Here is a 15,156-nt window from a genome sequence, read left to right on the forward strand (position 1 = left end):
GGTGATGTACCACTATGCGATATTAGCGAATCCGGGTCACAACCGTATTTATTTTGATAGCGCAATGACCATCGCATGTTCAGAGCTAAAAGCAATGCTGGCTTCTGAAGGTGTTGAAGTGACTGAAATTGGCAGTAAAGATGTCGGCTTACCTGCGGCACTGGTGTTCTCGTGTGCAGAAGCGCTCAACGAGGCACAAAGTCGTAAAATTGCGGCATCTTCGATTTATTACGCGCTGTTTGAAGTGCGTGAAGATGGTTTGCTACGTCCAATTCAGGCGCCTGCGTTCAACACTTTCCCTGAGAGCATGAGTCAGATCCTGCGTTATACCGGAAAAACAAACGAACAGTTTACGCGTTTGATGGTAAACCTTGGCGTGAGTGCCGCTAACACAGATAGTGCGCAACTGACGTTAATGGATCCGATGTGTGGTAAGGGTACAACACTATTTGAAGGTTTGATCCATGGCTTGAACGTGGTGGGTGTTGAGATCAACCAGAAATGGGTTCAAGAGATTCAAACTTTCGTCGTTAAGTTTATGAAGAACGGTCGCTTTAAGCATAAAGTGAGCAAAGAAAAGCGCACTTCTGGTGGTAAAAAAGTGGCCGATGGTTTCGTGGTTGAAGCCGCAGCGACAAAAGAAGATTACAATCAAGGTAACCTTCAGACGATGAAACTGTATTCGGCGGATACTCGTATCGCTGACCAAGTTGTGAAGAAGAACTCGGTGGATGTCATGGTGTCTGACTTGCCTTATGGTGTGCAGCACGGCAGTAAAAATACCAAAGACAGCAAACTGAACCGCAGCCCATTAGAGCTTTTAAAAGAAGCCCTGCCTGCATGGAAAGTGGTGCTGAAAAAGCAAGGTTCTGTGGTGTTGTCTTTCAATGAGTTCACACTGAAATGGAAAGATGTCGCGGCATTATTTGAAGAACAGGGATGGAAGGTGCTTTCAGAAGCCCCTTACATCGGTTATCTTCACCGCGTGGATCAATCTATCAACCGCAACATTATTGTGGCAGTGAAACCATAATTGATTGTTCGATAAAGAATATTTGAAAAGCCAACACACTGTTGGCTTTTTTTACCTCTGAATTAAATCAGTGATAATAAGGTGGACAATGAAACCTACAGTGGAAATTTTGACAGATATTCTGACCGAAGTTCGTCCTTTGATCGGTCAGGGAAAAGTAGCAGACTACATTCCAGCTCTGGCAAAAGTGCCCAGCAATAAGTTAGGTATTGCGGTATACACCAATGACGGCGAAGTGATTAAGGCGGGAGATGCCGACGAGCCTTTTTCTATCCAGTCTATTTCTAAAGCCCTGAGCCTGACGCTGGCGATGTGCTTATATAAACAAGAAGAAATATGGGCAAGGGTAGGCAAAGAGCCTTCTGGTCAGGCTTTTAACTCTTTAATCCAGTTAGAGATGGAGCAGGGCATTCCACGCAACCCGTTCATCAACGCTGGTGCGATAGTGGTTGCTGATCTGCTGCAAAGCCGTTTGTCTGCACCGCGTCAGCGCTTGCTTGAATTTGTTCGTCAGCTTTCCGGCGATACCCACATAGTGTACGACAAAGTGGTGGCCGCTTCTGAAATGATGCATGGTGACCGCAACGCTGCGATTGCTTATCTGATGCGCTCATTTGGTAACTTTGAGAATGAAGTTATTCCAGTGCTGCAAAACTATTTCCACGCCTGCGCATTGAAGATGAGCTGTGTTGATTTGGCGAAAACCTTTAGTTATTTAGCCAACAAAGGTACGTCTGTGCATACCGGGAAGCCGATTGTCTCACCGACGCAAACTAAGCAGTTGAATGCGCTGCTCGCAACGTGCGGGCTTTATGACGGTGCAGGTGAGTTTGCCTACCGAGTCGGTATGCCGGGTAAATCTGGCGTGGGCGGCGGCATTATTGCAGTCGTACCGGGGGATATGACCATTGCAGTCTGGTCCCCGGAGCTCGACCCTGCAGGTAACTCATTAGCTGGCACTAAAGCTTTGGAATTGCTTTCTGAGCGAATCGGTCGTTCTATTTTCTAGAGTTACTTACTCTTCTCAGAGCATACAAAAATGCCTCTCATATAGAGAAAATACCTTTCGCTTAAGGACTCTCATCGGGTCATTCCAGCGAGCCCTAGCGAGACTAGGAATCTAATATCAGCGTGCTGAGAATAGATAGAAAACGCTTTGACAACAAAGTACTCGGATAGAAGATCCAGAATCACGCTCCTTCGTCGCTGTTCAGGAAGACGGGAGACTTATAAATGCCGTTCGCTGTGAAACGAACGGCATCCTCAAACAGAGAGGCATTCTGATATCAGACTCGCTTATTCGTCTTCTTCTACCATAAACGCTTCGAGTAAGTCGTTCAGAAAAAGCTTACCTTTTTCAGTGATTTGCCAGTGTGTTTCGGTCTCGCTCAAGTACCCCAATTCTAACGCCCAGTTGATGGTGTCTTGAATGCTACTCAGTGGTAATCCTGTGGTGTCGATAAAGTCTTGTTTTGGACACGCTTCTATTAAACGGAAACGGTTCATAAAGAACTCAAACGGACGGTCTTCATCTTCGACGAATTGTTCAGTATGAAGGTATGGCTTAACCATATTTTGGTATGCAGCCAGATACCCACGAGGGTGTTTTACTTTCGTGGTACGAATGATCCGTCCATCAGCAAAACTCAGCTTACCGTGTGAGCCACAACCAATGCCGAGGTAATCCCCAAAGCGCCAGTAATTGAGGTTGTGCTGGCATTGGAAGCCCGGCTTACTGTAACCAGAAATTTCGTATTGTACGTACCCAGCGGCCGCCAGCTTTTTATGTCCTAGCTCGAAGATGTCCCATAAGTCATCGTCGTCAGGTAGCGTCGGCGGCTTGTAGTAGAACATGGTATTCGGCTCAATGGTGAGCTGGTACCAAGACAGGTGCGGCGGTGCCAGTTCAATCGCTTTGTCCAAATCGGCCAGAGCCTGCTCAATACTTTGATCTGGCAAGCCGTGCATTAAATCCAGGTTAAAGCTGTTCAAGCCAATCTGGTGAGCAAGGTTAGCCGCATTGACGGCCTCATCTTTGCCATGAATCCGACCAAGGCGTTCTAGTTTCTCTTGCTCAAAACTTTGCACACCAATGGAGATGCGCGTTACACCTGCTTTTCGGTAGCCGGCAAAACGTTCCGCTTCAATTGTTCCCGGGTTGGCTTCCATCGTAATTTCGATGTCAGTTTTGAACGGAATGCGCGCTTCAATACCTGTTAACAGTCTCTCAATCCCTTGTGCAGAAATCAGACTAGGCGTACCGCCACCGATAAAGATCGAGTGCAGAGGACGCGGCGCATCGTTCAAGCGATACTTCTCAATGTCGGTATCCAGATCTTCCAGCAGGGCGTTGATGTATTGCTCTTCTGGGATCTCTGCCTTGAGCTCATGCGAGTTGAAATCACAGTATGGGCACTTTTGTACACACCATGGGATGTGGACATAGAGACTGAGTGCTGGGGGCGTTAATATGGTCAAACTCGTTTACCTTACTGAGCGGCTTGTTCAGACAGCTGAGCAAACAGAGACTTAAGCGCTTTACCACGGTGTGATAGCTGCTTTTTACGCGCAGGTTCTAACTCCGCTGATGCACAGCCATCCTCCGGTACAAAAAAGACAGGGTCATAACCAAAGCCGTTCTCACCGTGAGCCTCTGTCAGGATACGACCTTCCCACTTACCGTGACAAACAATAGGCGTTGGGTCGTCTTTATGGCGCATCAGAACCAATACGCAATGGAAACGTGCGGTGCGCTCCGCCTCTGATACACCTTCCATTGCTTTTAACAGCTTTTCTAAGTTGTCTTGATCTGTCGCGCCTTCGCCAGCGTAACGCGCAGAATAGATGCCTGGTGCACCGTTAAGGTAGTCGACTTCTAAACCAGAATCATCAGCGATTGCGGGTAGGCCTGTTTCTTGTGCTGCGTGGCGGGCTTTGATGATCGCGTTTTCAATAAATGTGGTGCCTGTCTCTGCAACTTCAGAGACGTTGAATTCGCTTTGTGCTAATACTTCGAATCCGAAATCGGACAGCAAATCAGCCATCTCACGTACTTTGCCTTGGTTGCCGGTTGCTAACACAATCTTTTTCATGGGGTTCTCTTTTCATTGTGATAAGGAGAACATGTCGTTCTCCTTATCATTTTATTTCTAACTTTGTATGGCTTTTGGTCTGCAGGTGTCCAAAATCGTTTAGATCATCTGATCTAATTACTTTTCGACTTATTACTCTTCAACATAAAATTTTTGGGTAAATTGAAGCTTTCCTGAGCCTTTGTTTCCCGATTTTACATCAATATCGAAGGTAAAAGTTTCTTCATGAGTGACTGGCAGTTCCGCTAGGTAGTAAATGGCGTCACCTTCTTTGACTTCTCGAAAGGTTAACTGCTGAGTTTGACCAATCAGGTTCTTAGCTTGCCCAGCAACTTGTGCTTCTAGCGCCGGTTTTCCCAGTGAGGCTCTGTCCAGCACACTAATATTGATGATCGCAAGATAGCCATTACGTTTGATGTCATAGCTTCGCGCTATTTTAGGCGTCAAAAAGGTAGAGTTAAACGCCACGTAATGGACTTCGATGTCTTTCATGTTTTTGAACTGTTCAGCGAAAGTCGGGAAAGACAGTAGGCTGATCAGTAACGCGGTAATCCATTTGTTCATTGTGAAATCCTCAAGGAGACACTTCCATTTAAGTTTAATTTAAATAACCTGCTTTAAGCTTAAATAAAAAGCCATCATAAGATGGCTTCTATGTCAGTAGGTATCTGGGTAGGCGATTCTATCCGAATTTGTTTGTGTCGTCCCAGTTCGCCTTTTTCTATGTGAACCAGACCTTTAGCGACTTTAAACTGCTTAGCCAAGAACTTGGTGAGATGCGCATTGGCTTTACCATCGACAGGCGGTGCAGTAATGGCGATTTTTAACTCTTCTCCATGCAAGCCGACGATTTTATCGCGGCTTGCTTTGGGTTGAATATAGAGTCTTAGGACAATGTCTTCGCCATCGCGCCAAACTGCGGCTGACACTACAGTTGGAACCAGATAGGGCCAATAATATCGCCCATCAGGAAGTTGGCGAATTGTAGACCAATAAACAGAACCAGGACGCTAAGATCCAGACCACCGAATGCAGGAAGAATGCGACGGATTGGCGCGCACATTGGTTCTGTCAGCTGGTGGAATACATATTCGATAGGGCTGCGGCCTTGGCTAACCCAGCTTAAGATTGCACGAATCAGCAATACCCAGAATAACAAACCGCCAGCAGCTTTAATCAGAGACAGTAAGCCCAGGAATAGGAACTCGATACTGAAAGACACTGAACCGCTAGATGCAATTAGGATCAGTGCTACGAACTTTAGTACACACAATAGATACGCAAAGAGAACAGTAGCCAGGTCGATATTACCGACAGACGGAATAAAGCGACGCAGAGGGCCAATCACAGGCTGAGTAGCTTTAACGATAAATTGCGAGAAAGGGTTATAGAAGTCTGCACGCGCAGCTTGCAACCAAATACGCAATATAACGACCATGATATACAGGTCAAATAGGGTTGAGATGAGAAAACTCATTGAATTCATAAGGTACCCTTAACAAGTGGTGGATGGCTTTTCTCTGTAAGCATCCAGATAATTAAAATAGTTTTTCCATTTCTTCCGCACGAGCAACCGCTGCCTGCATTGCTTTTGCTACGATATCAGAAAGTTGATGTTCGTTGAATGTGCGTAGTGCTTCCGCTGTTGTGCCACCTTTAGAGGTGACATTTTCACGTAATGTGGATAGCTCGGTCTCTGGATTATTTACAACCATGCTTGCAGCACCTAATGCCGCTTGCTGAACCAGCAGACGAGCTGTGTCTTTATCAAAGCCTTGTGCTATTGCTTCTGCTTGCATGGCTTCCATAAACAAGAAGAAGTAAGCTGGCGCGCTACCTGCAGCCGCAATCACGTTGTTGATGCCAGACTCTTGTTCTACCCAAGCCACTTTACCTACCGCTTCCATTAATTGAGCGGCAAAGTCTTTATCTTGCTCAGTAACGTGTTCTGGAGCGAAAAGACCACTCATGCCTAAACCGAGTTGGGAAGGCGTATTTGGCATCACACGAACCAAGTTCAACTTAGTCGCTAGCATCTCATCTAAACGTGAACAATTAATGCCAGCAGCGATAGAAATCACTAACTTGTTACTGAAATCGACAGACTGCAGTGGTTTACATACCTCCGCCATCATTTGTGGTTTTACAGACAACACCACCACATCCGCTTCTGATGCAGCGAGGATGTTATCGCTGGTCGTACGGATGCCAAAATCTTGCTCGAGTGGCAAGCGGCGTGTTTCTGAAGGGGCGGTTGCCACAATATTTTGTGCCGGGTAACCATTTGAGACTAAGCCAGAAATGATGGCTCGCACCATGTTACCTGCACCGATGAAGGCAATCTTTTTATGTTCCATTTGTCTGATTTCCATTGTGATACTTTACTATTTATAATGCACAGGTGTGCATAGTGGCAATTAAGTCTTACCGCTTAATTTTGTGATGCGAAGATTGAGTTTTTTTCGCTTACGGGTAATGGCTATTCACTTTTTGAGTTATAGTCACGTGCGCCAAAAATCGCTGTTCCGATACGAACCATAGTACTACCAGCTTCTATCGCCGCCGTCATGTCGCCACTCATCCCCATGGACAATGTGTCGATGTCCGGATACTGCTGCTGAAGCGATTGCTTCAATGCCGCCAGTTTCTGGAACTCATGAAGTTGTGCATCATAGTCCGATACGTTCGCAGGAATAGACATCAATCCTCTTAAGGTGAGGTTCGGAAGGCGAGAAATCAACTCAGCCAGTTCGAATATTTCTGCATCGGTTACGCCAGACTTTGAGTCTTCGCCACTGGTGTTCACTTGAATCAGTACCTGTAAGGGTTCTAATTCGCTAGGGCGTTGATCATTAAGACGTTGCGCGATCTTTGCGCGGTCAATGGTGTGAACCCAATCGAAATGTTCAGCGACAAGACGTGATTTATTGGACTGAATTGGGCCGATGAAGTGCCATTCTATGCAATTATCTGGATAATGCTGTGCAAAGTGCTGAACTTTATCCACGCCCTCTTGCACATAGTTTTCACCAAATGCGGTTTGACCAGCTTGGTAAGCTTCAAGAATGGCTTCAACGGGTTTGGTTTTACTTACCGCTAGAAGTTGCACTGACTCCGGAGCACGACCGCATTTTTGCTCGTCGTTGCGAATTTGAGAGGTGATATGTTCAATATTTTGTTGAATACTACTCATAGCTGTACTTTAGACTTAAGGATTTTAAATGGATATCACTGAGTTACTGGATTTTAGTGTAAAACATAATGCCTCAGATCTACATCTTTCTGCAGGTGTACCACCTATGGTCAGAATTGATGGTGATGTGAGAAAGCTCGGGATTCCAGCGTTTACACACCAAGAGGTACATCGCTTGGTATTCGAAATCATGAATGACGCTCAACGCAGTGAGTTCGAAGAAAAACTCGAAGTCGATTTCTCTTTTGAACTACAGAACGTTGGTCGCTTTCGTGTCAACGCCTTTAACCAGTCACGTGGCTGCGCAGCGGTATTTCGTACCATTCCAAGCAGCATACCAACGCTTGATCAACTCGAAGCTCCAGAAATTTTCAGCAAGATTGCCAGCGGGCAAAAAGGCTTAGTTCTGGTAACAGGACCAACCGGCTCTGGTAAATCGACGACTTTAGCTGCCATTGTCGACTACATCAATCGTAATCACAATAAGCACATTCTCACAATTGAAGATCCAATTGAATTTGTTCACACCAACAACAAATGTTTGATCAACCAGCGTGAAGTTCACCGTGATACTCATAGCTTCCAAAACGCCTTACGCAGTGCGTTGCGTGAAGACCCGGATGTCATCTTAGTTGGTGAGATGCGTGATAAAGAAACCATCAGCCTTGCATTGACCGCCGCAGAAACCGGTCATTTGGTTTTTGGAACGCTACACACCAGCTCAGCTGCAAAAACCATCGACCGTATTATTGATGTATTCCCGGGTAGCGACAAAGACATGGTGCGTTCGATGTTGTCAGAATCGTTAAGCTCAGTGATTGCCCAGAAGTTACTTAAGCGTAATGGTGGTGGCCGAGTCGCCTGCCACGAAATCATGATGGCGACACCAGCAATCCGTAACTTGATTCGTGAAGATAAAGTCGCTCAGATGTATTCGATAATTCAAACTGGTGCGGCGCACGGCATGCAGACAATGGAGCAAAATGCGCGTCAGCTATTGGCGCAAGGTATTGTTTCTCATGAAGAGGCCGACAGCAAAGTTGGGCTTGATGTACAGCAGTTCTCGTAACACTCATACAGGTAATGGTGAATACGGAAAATGGATCTGAATAAATTTCTCGAAGGGATGCTGGCGCTGCAAGCGTCGGATCTTTATATCACGGTCGGCGCGCCGATTTTGTTTCGTGTCGACGGTGAGTTACGTCCGCAAGGTGACAAGCTGACAGAAAATGATGTGGCGCAGTTGCTGGATAATGCAATGGATCCTGAGCGTCGTCAGGAGTTTCGAAAAAGTCGAGAGTCTAACTTTGCTATCGTCAGAGACTGTGGTCGATTCCGTGTCAGTGCCTTTTTCCAGCGAGAATTGCCGGGCGCGGTTATTCGCCGTATTGAGACCGACATCCCTACCTTTGAGCAGCTCAAACTGCCTCTGGTGTTGCAAGATTTAGCGATCGCCAAGCGAGGTCTGGTGCTGGTGGTTGGTGCGACAGGTTCTGGTAAGTCGACCACGATGGCGGCGATGACAGGCTACCGAAACAGTACTAAGACCGGGCATATCCTGACGGTAGAAGATCCGATCGAATTTGTTCATGAACACCGGCGTTGTATCGTAACCCAGCGTGAAGTCGGTTTAGACACCGAAAGTTACGAAGTGGCACTGAAAAACTCCCTGCGACAGGCTCCGGATATGATTTTGATCGGCGAAATTCGCAGTAGAGAGACCATGGAATATGCGATGACCTTTGCTGAAACCGGGCATTTGTGTATGGCGACTCTCCACGCGAATAACGCCAACCAGGCGTTAGAACGTATTCTTCATTTAGTGCCTAAAGATCAAAAAGAGCAGTTCTTGTTTGATCTGTCTATGAACTTAAAAGGCGTGGTTGGCCAGCAGCTAATCCGCGATAAAAGTGGGCAGGGGCGTCATGGCGTATTTGAGATCCTGCTGAACAGTCCGCGTGTTTCGGATTTAATCCGTCGAGGCGATCTTCATGAACTCAAGTCGACCATGGCTCGTTCAAATGAGTTTGGTATGCTGACTTTTGACCAGTCGCTCTACAAGTTAGTTATGCAAGGGAAAATCAGTGAAGAGGATGCACTGCACAGTGCAGATTCGGCAAATGACCTGCGTCTCATGCTGAAAACTCAACGCGGAGAGCCTCTAGCAACAGGAAGCTTGGCGAACGTTAAGATCGATATGGACTAGGATTTCCCATATCTCAGGCAATAAAAAAGGTTGGCAGCAGCTATAATGCCGGTCACTTGACGACTCTTATAGGGTCATTCCAGCGAGCCTCAGCGAGACTAGGAATCTAATATCAGCGCACTAAGAATATAGAGAAATACCTTTGACATCAAAGTGCTCAGATAGAAGATCCTGAATCACGCTCCTTCGTCGCTGTCCAGGATGACCGGGGACTGGAATATTTGACTCGCTGTTGAGTGAACTGCATTATGGCAGAAGCTTAACACTAATTTACTCATTCCACAGATTTTCAAACCAGCTTTCTAGAATGACGACCGCCGATTGACAATCGATATTCCCTTTTGACAGCGCTTTATAACCACCCATTTCGAATAAGTCTGCACGAGCTTCTGCCGTGGACAAACGTTCATCGTGCAGCTCTACGGGTAAGCCATAACGACCATGTAAACGATTAGCAAATTTCTTCGCGCGTGGAGTAATGGTTTCCAGATCTTTGCCATGCAGGTCAGTCGGCAAACCTACCACCAGTAAATCTGGTTGCCATTCTTTGATCTGTTTTTCGATGTCGTCCCAGTTTGGAATGCCATCATTGGCTTTAAAAGCCTTGAGTGGGGAAGCGGTGCCGGTAATTTCCTGGCCAATGGCGCTGCCGATGCTTTTGGTTCCAAAATCAAAAGCCATAATTGTACGTGACATAAGGTGTCTCAAATCTCAATCTAGGGGAACGTCTGACTTATCAGGCATGTCCTGCATCAGAAGAAAGCTGACTCGGATCGATCCCCAGTTTTTCTACTGCTTTTTTCCAACGATCGGTTATTGGAGTATCAAAGATGATTTCTGGCGTCGCCTCAATGGTCAGCCAGGAGTTTTCAACTAACTCATTTTCCAGCTGTCCTGCGCTCCAGCCTGCGTAGCCCAAAGCAACTAAATAGTCGCTTGGTTCAGCCTCGGTACCCAATACCGTCAGAATATCTCGCGAGGTTGTGACGGCAAGATCATCGGTCATCTGAATACTGGATTCATAGTAATCTTTCGGTTTATGTAGAATAAAACCACGATCTTCTGAGATTGGACCGCCGTTGTATACAGGCTTGTCTAAGCTGGCCTCGAACAAGCGCGGGTGTACAGGTTGCACTTTAACTTGCTTAAGCATGTTACCCACAGTGATATCGACTGGCGCATTGATTATCAACCCCATTGCGCCTTCTTCGTTGTGCTCGCAAACGTAGATAACGCTGTTCTGAAAGTAGGGATCTTTCATTCCAGGCATGGCAACTAAAAAATGGTTTGTGAGGTTCATATTCATACTGATCCTTAGGACTCAGAAGTAGACTTGAGCAAATTTGCATTATATGCATGAATTTGCTTAAGTTTGCATGTGGCTCTCTACTATAACTTTACTATATATTTAGGATCTGTTGACCTTTCGTGCTAATTATTCGCCTTTTACTCGGCGTTCAATAGCATCCATTAATTTGCCCGTGATTGAGATATCAAACGCTGCTTCGATTTCACGAATACACGTAGGGCTGGTCACGTTGATTTCTGTCAGCTTATCGCCAATCACATCAAGGCCAACAAAGATAAGACCTTTTTCTTTCAAAGTTGGCGCTACCGCTTCGGCAATCTTAATATCAGTCTCACTGAGAGGACGAGCTTCACCCGTGCCGCCCGCAGCAAGGTTACCACGCGTTTCGCCTTTTGCTGGAATGCGTGCCAGACAGTAAGGCATTGGCTCGCCGTCAACCACGAGAATACGTTTGTCACCATTGCTGATGTCTGGTACAAACGTTTGTGCCATGGCGTAGTACTGGCCGTGGTTGGTCAGTGTTTCGATGATCACAGATACGTTTGGATCGTTCTCTTTCACACGGAAAATAGACGCACCACCCATGCCATCTAGAGGCTTTAAGATCACATCGCCGTGCTCTTCACGGAACTGTTTAATCTTTTCAGCTTTACGTGTAACGATAGTGGTTGGGGTCAATTCCGGGAACCAGGCCGTAAACAACTTCTCGTTACAGTCACGCAAGCTCTGAGGTTTGTTGACGATTAATGTGCCTTGCTCTTCTGCACGCTCAAGAATGTATGTCGCGTAGATGTACTCAGTGTCAAACGGAGGATCTTTACGCATCAGAACCGCGTCTAACTCAGATAGCTCGATAGTTTGCTCTGATTTGAATTCGTACCAGCCGTTTGGATCTTCTTTTAGTTCAACCACTTTAGTGTCGGCAATGGCCACACCTTGGTCGAGGTGAAGATCATTCATTTGCATGTAGTGGATTTCGTAGCCGCGGCGTTGCGCTTCAAGCATCATGGCAAAGCTAGAGTCTTTCTTGATGTTAATGGACGAAATTGGGTCCATTACAATACCGAGTTTGATCATTATTTTTCTCCGTTTTAACCAAGATCGCCGAAACGAACTTGTAAAGCTGTAATTGCGGTAAGAGCCGCTGTTTCGGTGCGCAGCACGCGCGGACCGAGAAGCGTCTCTTCAAATTGGTATTCGCGCGTCATATCGATTTCTTCAGACGACAACCCGCCTTCTGGGCCGATCAGCAGACGCACTTTTTCAACCGGTGTAGGTAGGGTGTTGATCGAGTATTTGGCGCGAGGGTGAAGGTTGAGCTTCAGTCCATCGTACTCTTCTTTGCTCCACTCTTCCAAGCTCATGATTGGACGAATCTCCGGAACGATGTTACGTCCACACTGTTCACAAGCACTGATCGCGATCTTCTGCCATTGGGCCAGTTTCTTCTCAAATCGTTTTTGATCGAGTTTCACGCCACAACGTTCAGAAATAAGGGGAGTGATGGTATTTACCCCGAGTTCTACCGACTTTTGAATGGTGAACTCCATCTTGTCACCTCGTGAAATGACCTGTCCTAGGTGGAGATCTAAAGGGGATTCAATGCTGTTCTCTACGCGTTCAGAAAGGTCGACCAGGACATTTTTTTTGCTGACTTCGGTGATAACTGCCGGGAACTCTGCGCCACTGCCATCAAATAGGAGAACTTCCTGGCCTTCCTTCATCCGAAGTACGCGGCCAATATGGCTAGCGGCATCTTCACTTAAAGCGAGTGTACCAAGTTGGTGAATGGTTTCTGGATGATAAATTCGAGGGATACGCATGAGATTTCCAGCAAGAGAATAAACTTAGTTCCTAACATGGATGCTTTCCATCGAAAAAACAAGGGGCAAGAGGCGTTTCAATTGGAGTAAATGAAACGCCTCAATCAGGAAAGATTAGCGATTATCGCGATTGGTGATGATTACAGTGCGCGACAGGCCTCTTGAACGAATGGATTATGGTTGCCTTGTACTTTGGCAATGCGCTTATCACGTTCGCACTCCCACCTATCAGCAGAGTAGGTTTTGTTCCATGCACTCATTAGTTGAGTTTGTTGCTTGGATAGTTTGAAACCATATTCTTTGCTCATATAAAGGTAGGTACGAGCAATTGAACCGCGTGCTCGATCGGGTGGCATGACTTTACGTTGCTTGAAGTTAACCTGAACTTCGCAACGTCCATAGGTTACACCATCGATCCCATTCCACTGACTGAAATTGTAGTTAGATCGATCACCATTTACTTCACCAATTGCTGGGGTCAGGTTATGCAGATCGGCTTCCATTGAACGGAATACCTTGTCATGACGTGTGCAGTTTTTGCGTCCGCCGTTTTGCCAGCATTGCCGTTGGTGTCCAAATTGCCAAGCAGGAACGACGTGTTCCCACTCGATGCGTGAGGCGCGTCTCTCTTGTTTTCGGATCTGGTAGCCGCATGAGGAAAGATCAGGTAAGCCTTTCTTGCCTTGCCATTGAATATCACAGCCGCAATAAAAGCTGGTGGGGTGATCTTGATAGATTTTTACCGCTTCGCGCTTAGCGGATGAAAATGAACTTGGTGGCGCGGCCACAGCTGTACTGGATAGTGCAAGAATGAACAAAGAGAATAGGTATTTCATGGTTAAAGTCTTTAAAAAGTATGACTTTATCCATTCTATCACTCAGATATTAGCTTTCGTAATAAGCAAGTTAATAATTAATAAAGAACAGTAGAACCTTGCTGGTTATTGTTTTGTTAAGAGCTAACTAAGCTGAATGCCAGTGAAGCTAAGAGGCTGACGGCACTTTTGACATGAATACACGGCTTGTTTGCGAAGCACTTTGTTGTGACGGCGAATAGAAAGGGGATATGTCGTGCAGCGACAACGGTACTCAAAGGTTTTGCCTTGAACGGAAGCCACTTCGAAACTATGCGTGGTTTTGGCCGCAACGTTAAATACGGATTCCATTATCGTTTGCCACTCTTTGCCATGAGGACGGACTCGACCGTAAACCTGGTAGGTGATTAAGTGGGCGACTTCGTGCGGAATCACTTCTTGCAAAAAAGCTTGGGTGTTTTCTTTAAATAAAACCGGGTTAAGGCGAATCTCATTGAGCTGAAGGTACGCTTTTCCTGCTGCTTTACCTCGGACTTTAAAGGTCAGGCTGGGAATGGGGAATGAACGCTTAAAAGCATGTTCAGCTAATGCGATATAGTACGCCATCACCTGTTTTGCTTGGTAGCTTAGTTCTATGTCCACTCTTTCCTCACCGATTCAATAAAAAGCCCCCGCAGTTGCGAGGGCAAGATCATAGCATCACAGAATTAAGGTGTGTGTTTTTTCTTAATCGTTGCATGGTAGGCATGCCATGTACCGTAGCCGAGAATTGGCATGGTAAATAGCATACCGATACCGTAAGTGGCAAAACCAATTAGGATGCCGCCACAGATGATTGCTGCCCAAACGATCATTGCTGGAATGTTGGATTTGACCGCATTAAAGCTGGTGAATACCGCCGTCATCATGTCAACTCGGCGCTCCATCATCAATGGAATTGAGAACGCTGAAATGCTGAACACTACGCTTGCCAGAACGAAACCAATAAGTGACCCAATCACTAAGAAAGGTAAGAACTCGGTCAACGGTGCACCTTGTACCGATGGGTACAACGCATGTAGAAGTGCCGCGATTCGCATCCAGAAAATCATACAAACGGCGAGAAGAACGGCAAATGCCCATTGAGAGGTGGAGTTACGACCTATCGCTTTCATTGAGTGGAACAGGCGAGCTTTGTGTCCGCGTTCTCTCTCCCAACTGGCATCATACAAGCCCAAAGCTAAAAATGGACCAATCAGCATATAGACGATTAAGCTCGGCATTACGACAAGATGTGTGCCTTGCCATTGCACTAGCAATACAATTCCGATCGCTGCCGCCATAAAGCACAACCCATAAAAGGCACTGATGATCGGCATTCGCACGAAATCATGTAACCCTAGGGCTAGCCAGTGGAAAGGCGCACTCAGGTTAACCGTGTTACACGGGATGGTTTTAGCGTATTCATTATCAGGGACTTCCTTTCGTTTACTATGGAAGTCGGATGAATTGACAGTTCGAGGCATAACTCCTCCTTGGCTTATTCCTTCGCAGTTATCTGAAACATGACCTAACCAACCCCTACTAGGTTTAAGTCATAAAAGGATGCCTGGCTAACGTTTTTCCCAAGGTTGCTGTAGTCACACTAGCTTACATCCACGTTGTTATTGAAATCTCATTTAACAATATTTTAACTATTGGCGGAG

At 46.2% G+C, this 15,156-nt stretch carries 18 protein-coding genes; 4 read left to right on the top strand and 14 right to left on the bottom strand.

Annotated elements, in window-relative coordinates:
- Window positions 1-4: 4 nt before the first annotated feature.
- On the top strand, window positions 5-1,033 hold the full coding sequence (locus OO774_RS02235) for a DNA methylase (RefSeq protein WP_264906042.1): 1,029 nt from the start codon (window positions 5-7) through the stop codon (window positions 1,031-1,033).
- Window positions 1,034-1,121: 88 nt separating this feature from the next.
- On the top strand, window positions 1,122-2,042 hold the full coding sequence (gene glsB / locus OO774_RS02240) for a glutaminase B (protein WP_014233039.1): 921 nt from the start codon (window positions 1,122-1,124) through the stop codon (window positions 2,040-2,042).
- A gap of 287 nt (window positions 2,043-2,329) precedes the next feature.
- Here glsB and hemW read toward each other — a convergent pair whose 3' ends face one another.
- The 7 genes from hemW to OO774_RS02275 form a co-directional block, all read right to left on the bottom strand.
- Window positions 2,330-3,505, bottom strand: coding sequence for a radical SAM family heme chaperone HemW (gene hemW / locus OO774_RS02245; RefSeq protein ID WP_264906043.1), 1,176 nt, complete (start codon window positions 3,503-3,505; stop codon window positions 2,330-2,332).
- A gap of 17 nt (window positions 3,506-3,522) precedes the next feature.
- Window positions 3,523-4,125, bottom strand: coding sequence for an XTP/dITP diphosphatase (locus OO774_RS02250; RefSeq protein WP_263837478.1), 603 nt, complete (start codon window positions 4,123-4,125; stop codon window positions 3,523-3,525).
- A gap of 132 nt (window positions 4,126-4,257) precedes the next feature.
- Window positions 4,258-4,689 carry a DUF4426 domain-containing protein gene (locus tag OO774_RS02255; RefSeq protein ID WP_020334002.1) on the bottom strand — a complete coding sequence of 144 codons (432 nt, stop codon included), beginning with the start codon at window positions 4,687-4,689 and terminating at the stop codon, window positions 4,258-4,260.
- 74 nt (window positions 4,690-4,763) lie between these two features.
- Window positions 4,764-5,054 carry a DUF167 family protein YggU gene (gene yggU / locus OO774_RS02260; protein WP_014233036.1) on the bottom strand — a complete coding sequence of 97 codons (291 nt, stop codon included), beginning with the start codon at window positions 5,052-5,054 and terminating at the stop codon, window positions 4,764-4,766.
- The gene (locus OO774_RS02265; protein WP_014233035.1) at window positions 5,054-5,611 is read right to left on the bottom strand and encodes a YggT family protein; all 558 of its coding nucleotides are present in this window, start codon (window positions 5,609-5,611) and stop codon (window positions 5,054-5,056) included. The genes yggU and OO774_RS02265 overlap by 1 nt, the downstream gene beginning before the upstream one ends.
- A gap of 52 nt (window positions 5,612-5,663) precedes the next feature.
- Window positions 5,664-6,482 carry a pyrroline-5-carboxylate reductase gene (gene proC, locus OO774_RS02270; protein ID WP_264904246.1) on the bottom strand — a complete coding sequence of 273 codons (819 nt, stop codon included), beginning with the start codon at window positions 6,480-6,482 and terminating at the stop codon, window positions 5,664-5,666.
- 122 nt (window positions 6,483-6,604) lie between these two features.
- Complete coding sequence (locus OO774_RS02275) at window positions 6,605-7,318, bottom strand: YggS family pyridoxal phosphate-dependent enzyme (RefSeq protein ID WP_264904248.1); 714 nt, start codon at window positions 7,316-7,318, stop codon at window positions 6,605-6,607.
- A gap of 28 nt (window positions 7,319-7,346) precedes the next feature.
- Between OO774_RS02275 and OO774_RS02280 the strand changes: the two genes are divergently transcribed.
- A complete protein-coding gene (locus tag OO774_RS02280) occupies window positions 7,347-8,387 on the top strand; it encodes a type IV pilus twitching motility protein PilT (RefSeq protein WP_014233032.1) in 1,041 nt (346 codons plus the stop codon).
- Window positions 8,388-8,417: 30 nt separating this feature from the next.
- Entirely contained in the window at window positions 8,418-9,524 is a 1,107-nt protein-coding gene (locus tag OO774_RS02285) for a PilT/PilU family type 4a pilus ATPase (protein ID WP_264904250.1), read from the top strand.
- 270 nt (window positions 9,525-9,794) lie between these two features.
- Here the strand turns inward: OO774_RS02285 and ruvX are convergent, their stop codons facing one another.
- The 7 genes from ruvX to OO774_RS02320 form a co-directional block, all read right to left on the bottom strand.
- A complete protein-coding gene (gene ruvX, locus OO774_RS02290) occupies window positions 9,795-10,220 on the bottom strand; it encodes a Holliday junction resolvase RuvX (RefSeq protein ID WP_264904251.1) in 426 nt (141 codons plus the stop codon).
- A 40-nt stretch (window positions 10,221-10,260) separates the two neighbouring features.
- Window positions 10,261-10,824, bottom strand: coding sequence for a YqgE/AlgH family protein (locus OO774_RS02295; protein WP_264906045.1), 564 nt, complete (start codon window positions 10,822-10,824; stop codon window positions 10,261-10,263).
- Window positions 10,825-10,959: 135 nt separating this feature from the next.
- Window positions 10,960-11,910, bottom strand: a complete 951-nt coding sequence (gshB, locus tag OO774_RS02300) for a glutathione synthase (protein ID WP_264904252.1) — start codon at window positions 11,908-11,910, stop codon at window positions 10,960-10,962.
- A 14-nt stretch (window positions 11,911-11,924) separates the two neighbouring features.
- The gene (rsmE, locus tag OO774_RS02305; RefSeq protein WP_264904253.1) at window positions 11,925-12,656 is read right to left on the bottom strand and encodes a 16S rRNA (uracil(1498)-N(3))-methyltransferase; all 732 of its coding nucleotides are present in this window, start codon (window positions 12,654-12,656) and stop codon (window positions 11,925-11,927) included.
- A gap of 140 nt (window positions 12,657-12,796) precedes the next feature.
- Window positions 12,797-13,492: an endonuclease gene (locus OO774_RS02310; RefSeq protein ID WP_264904255.1), complete on the bottom strand. Its 696-nt coding sequence runs from the start codon at window positions 13,490-13,492 to the stop codon at window positions 12,797-12,799.
- Between the two features lie 123 nt (window positions 13,493-13,615).
- Entirely contained in the window at window positions 13,616-14,113 is a 498-nt protein-coding gene (locus OO774_RS02315) for a SprT family zinc-dependent metalloprotease (RefSeq protein ID WP_264904256.1), read from the bottom strand.
- 65 nt (window positions 14,114-14,178) lie between these two features.
- Window positions 14,179-14,976 (bottom strand): DUF2189 domain-containing protein, encoded by a 798-nt coding sequence (locus tag OO774_RS02320; protein ID WP_264904258.1) that lies wholly within the window; start codon window positions 14,974-14,976, stop codon window positions 14,179-14,181.
- Window positions 14,977-15,156 lie beyond the last annotated feature (180 nt).

It is taken from the genome of Vibrio sp. STUT-A11 (genome assembly GCF_026000435.1).
GTDB lineage: Bacteria > Pseudomonadota > Gammaproteobacteria > Enterobacterales > Vibrionaceae > Vibrio.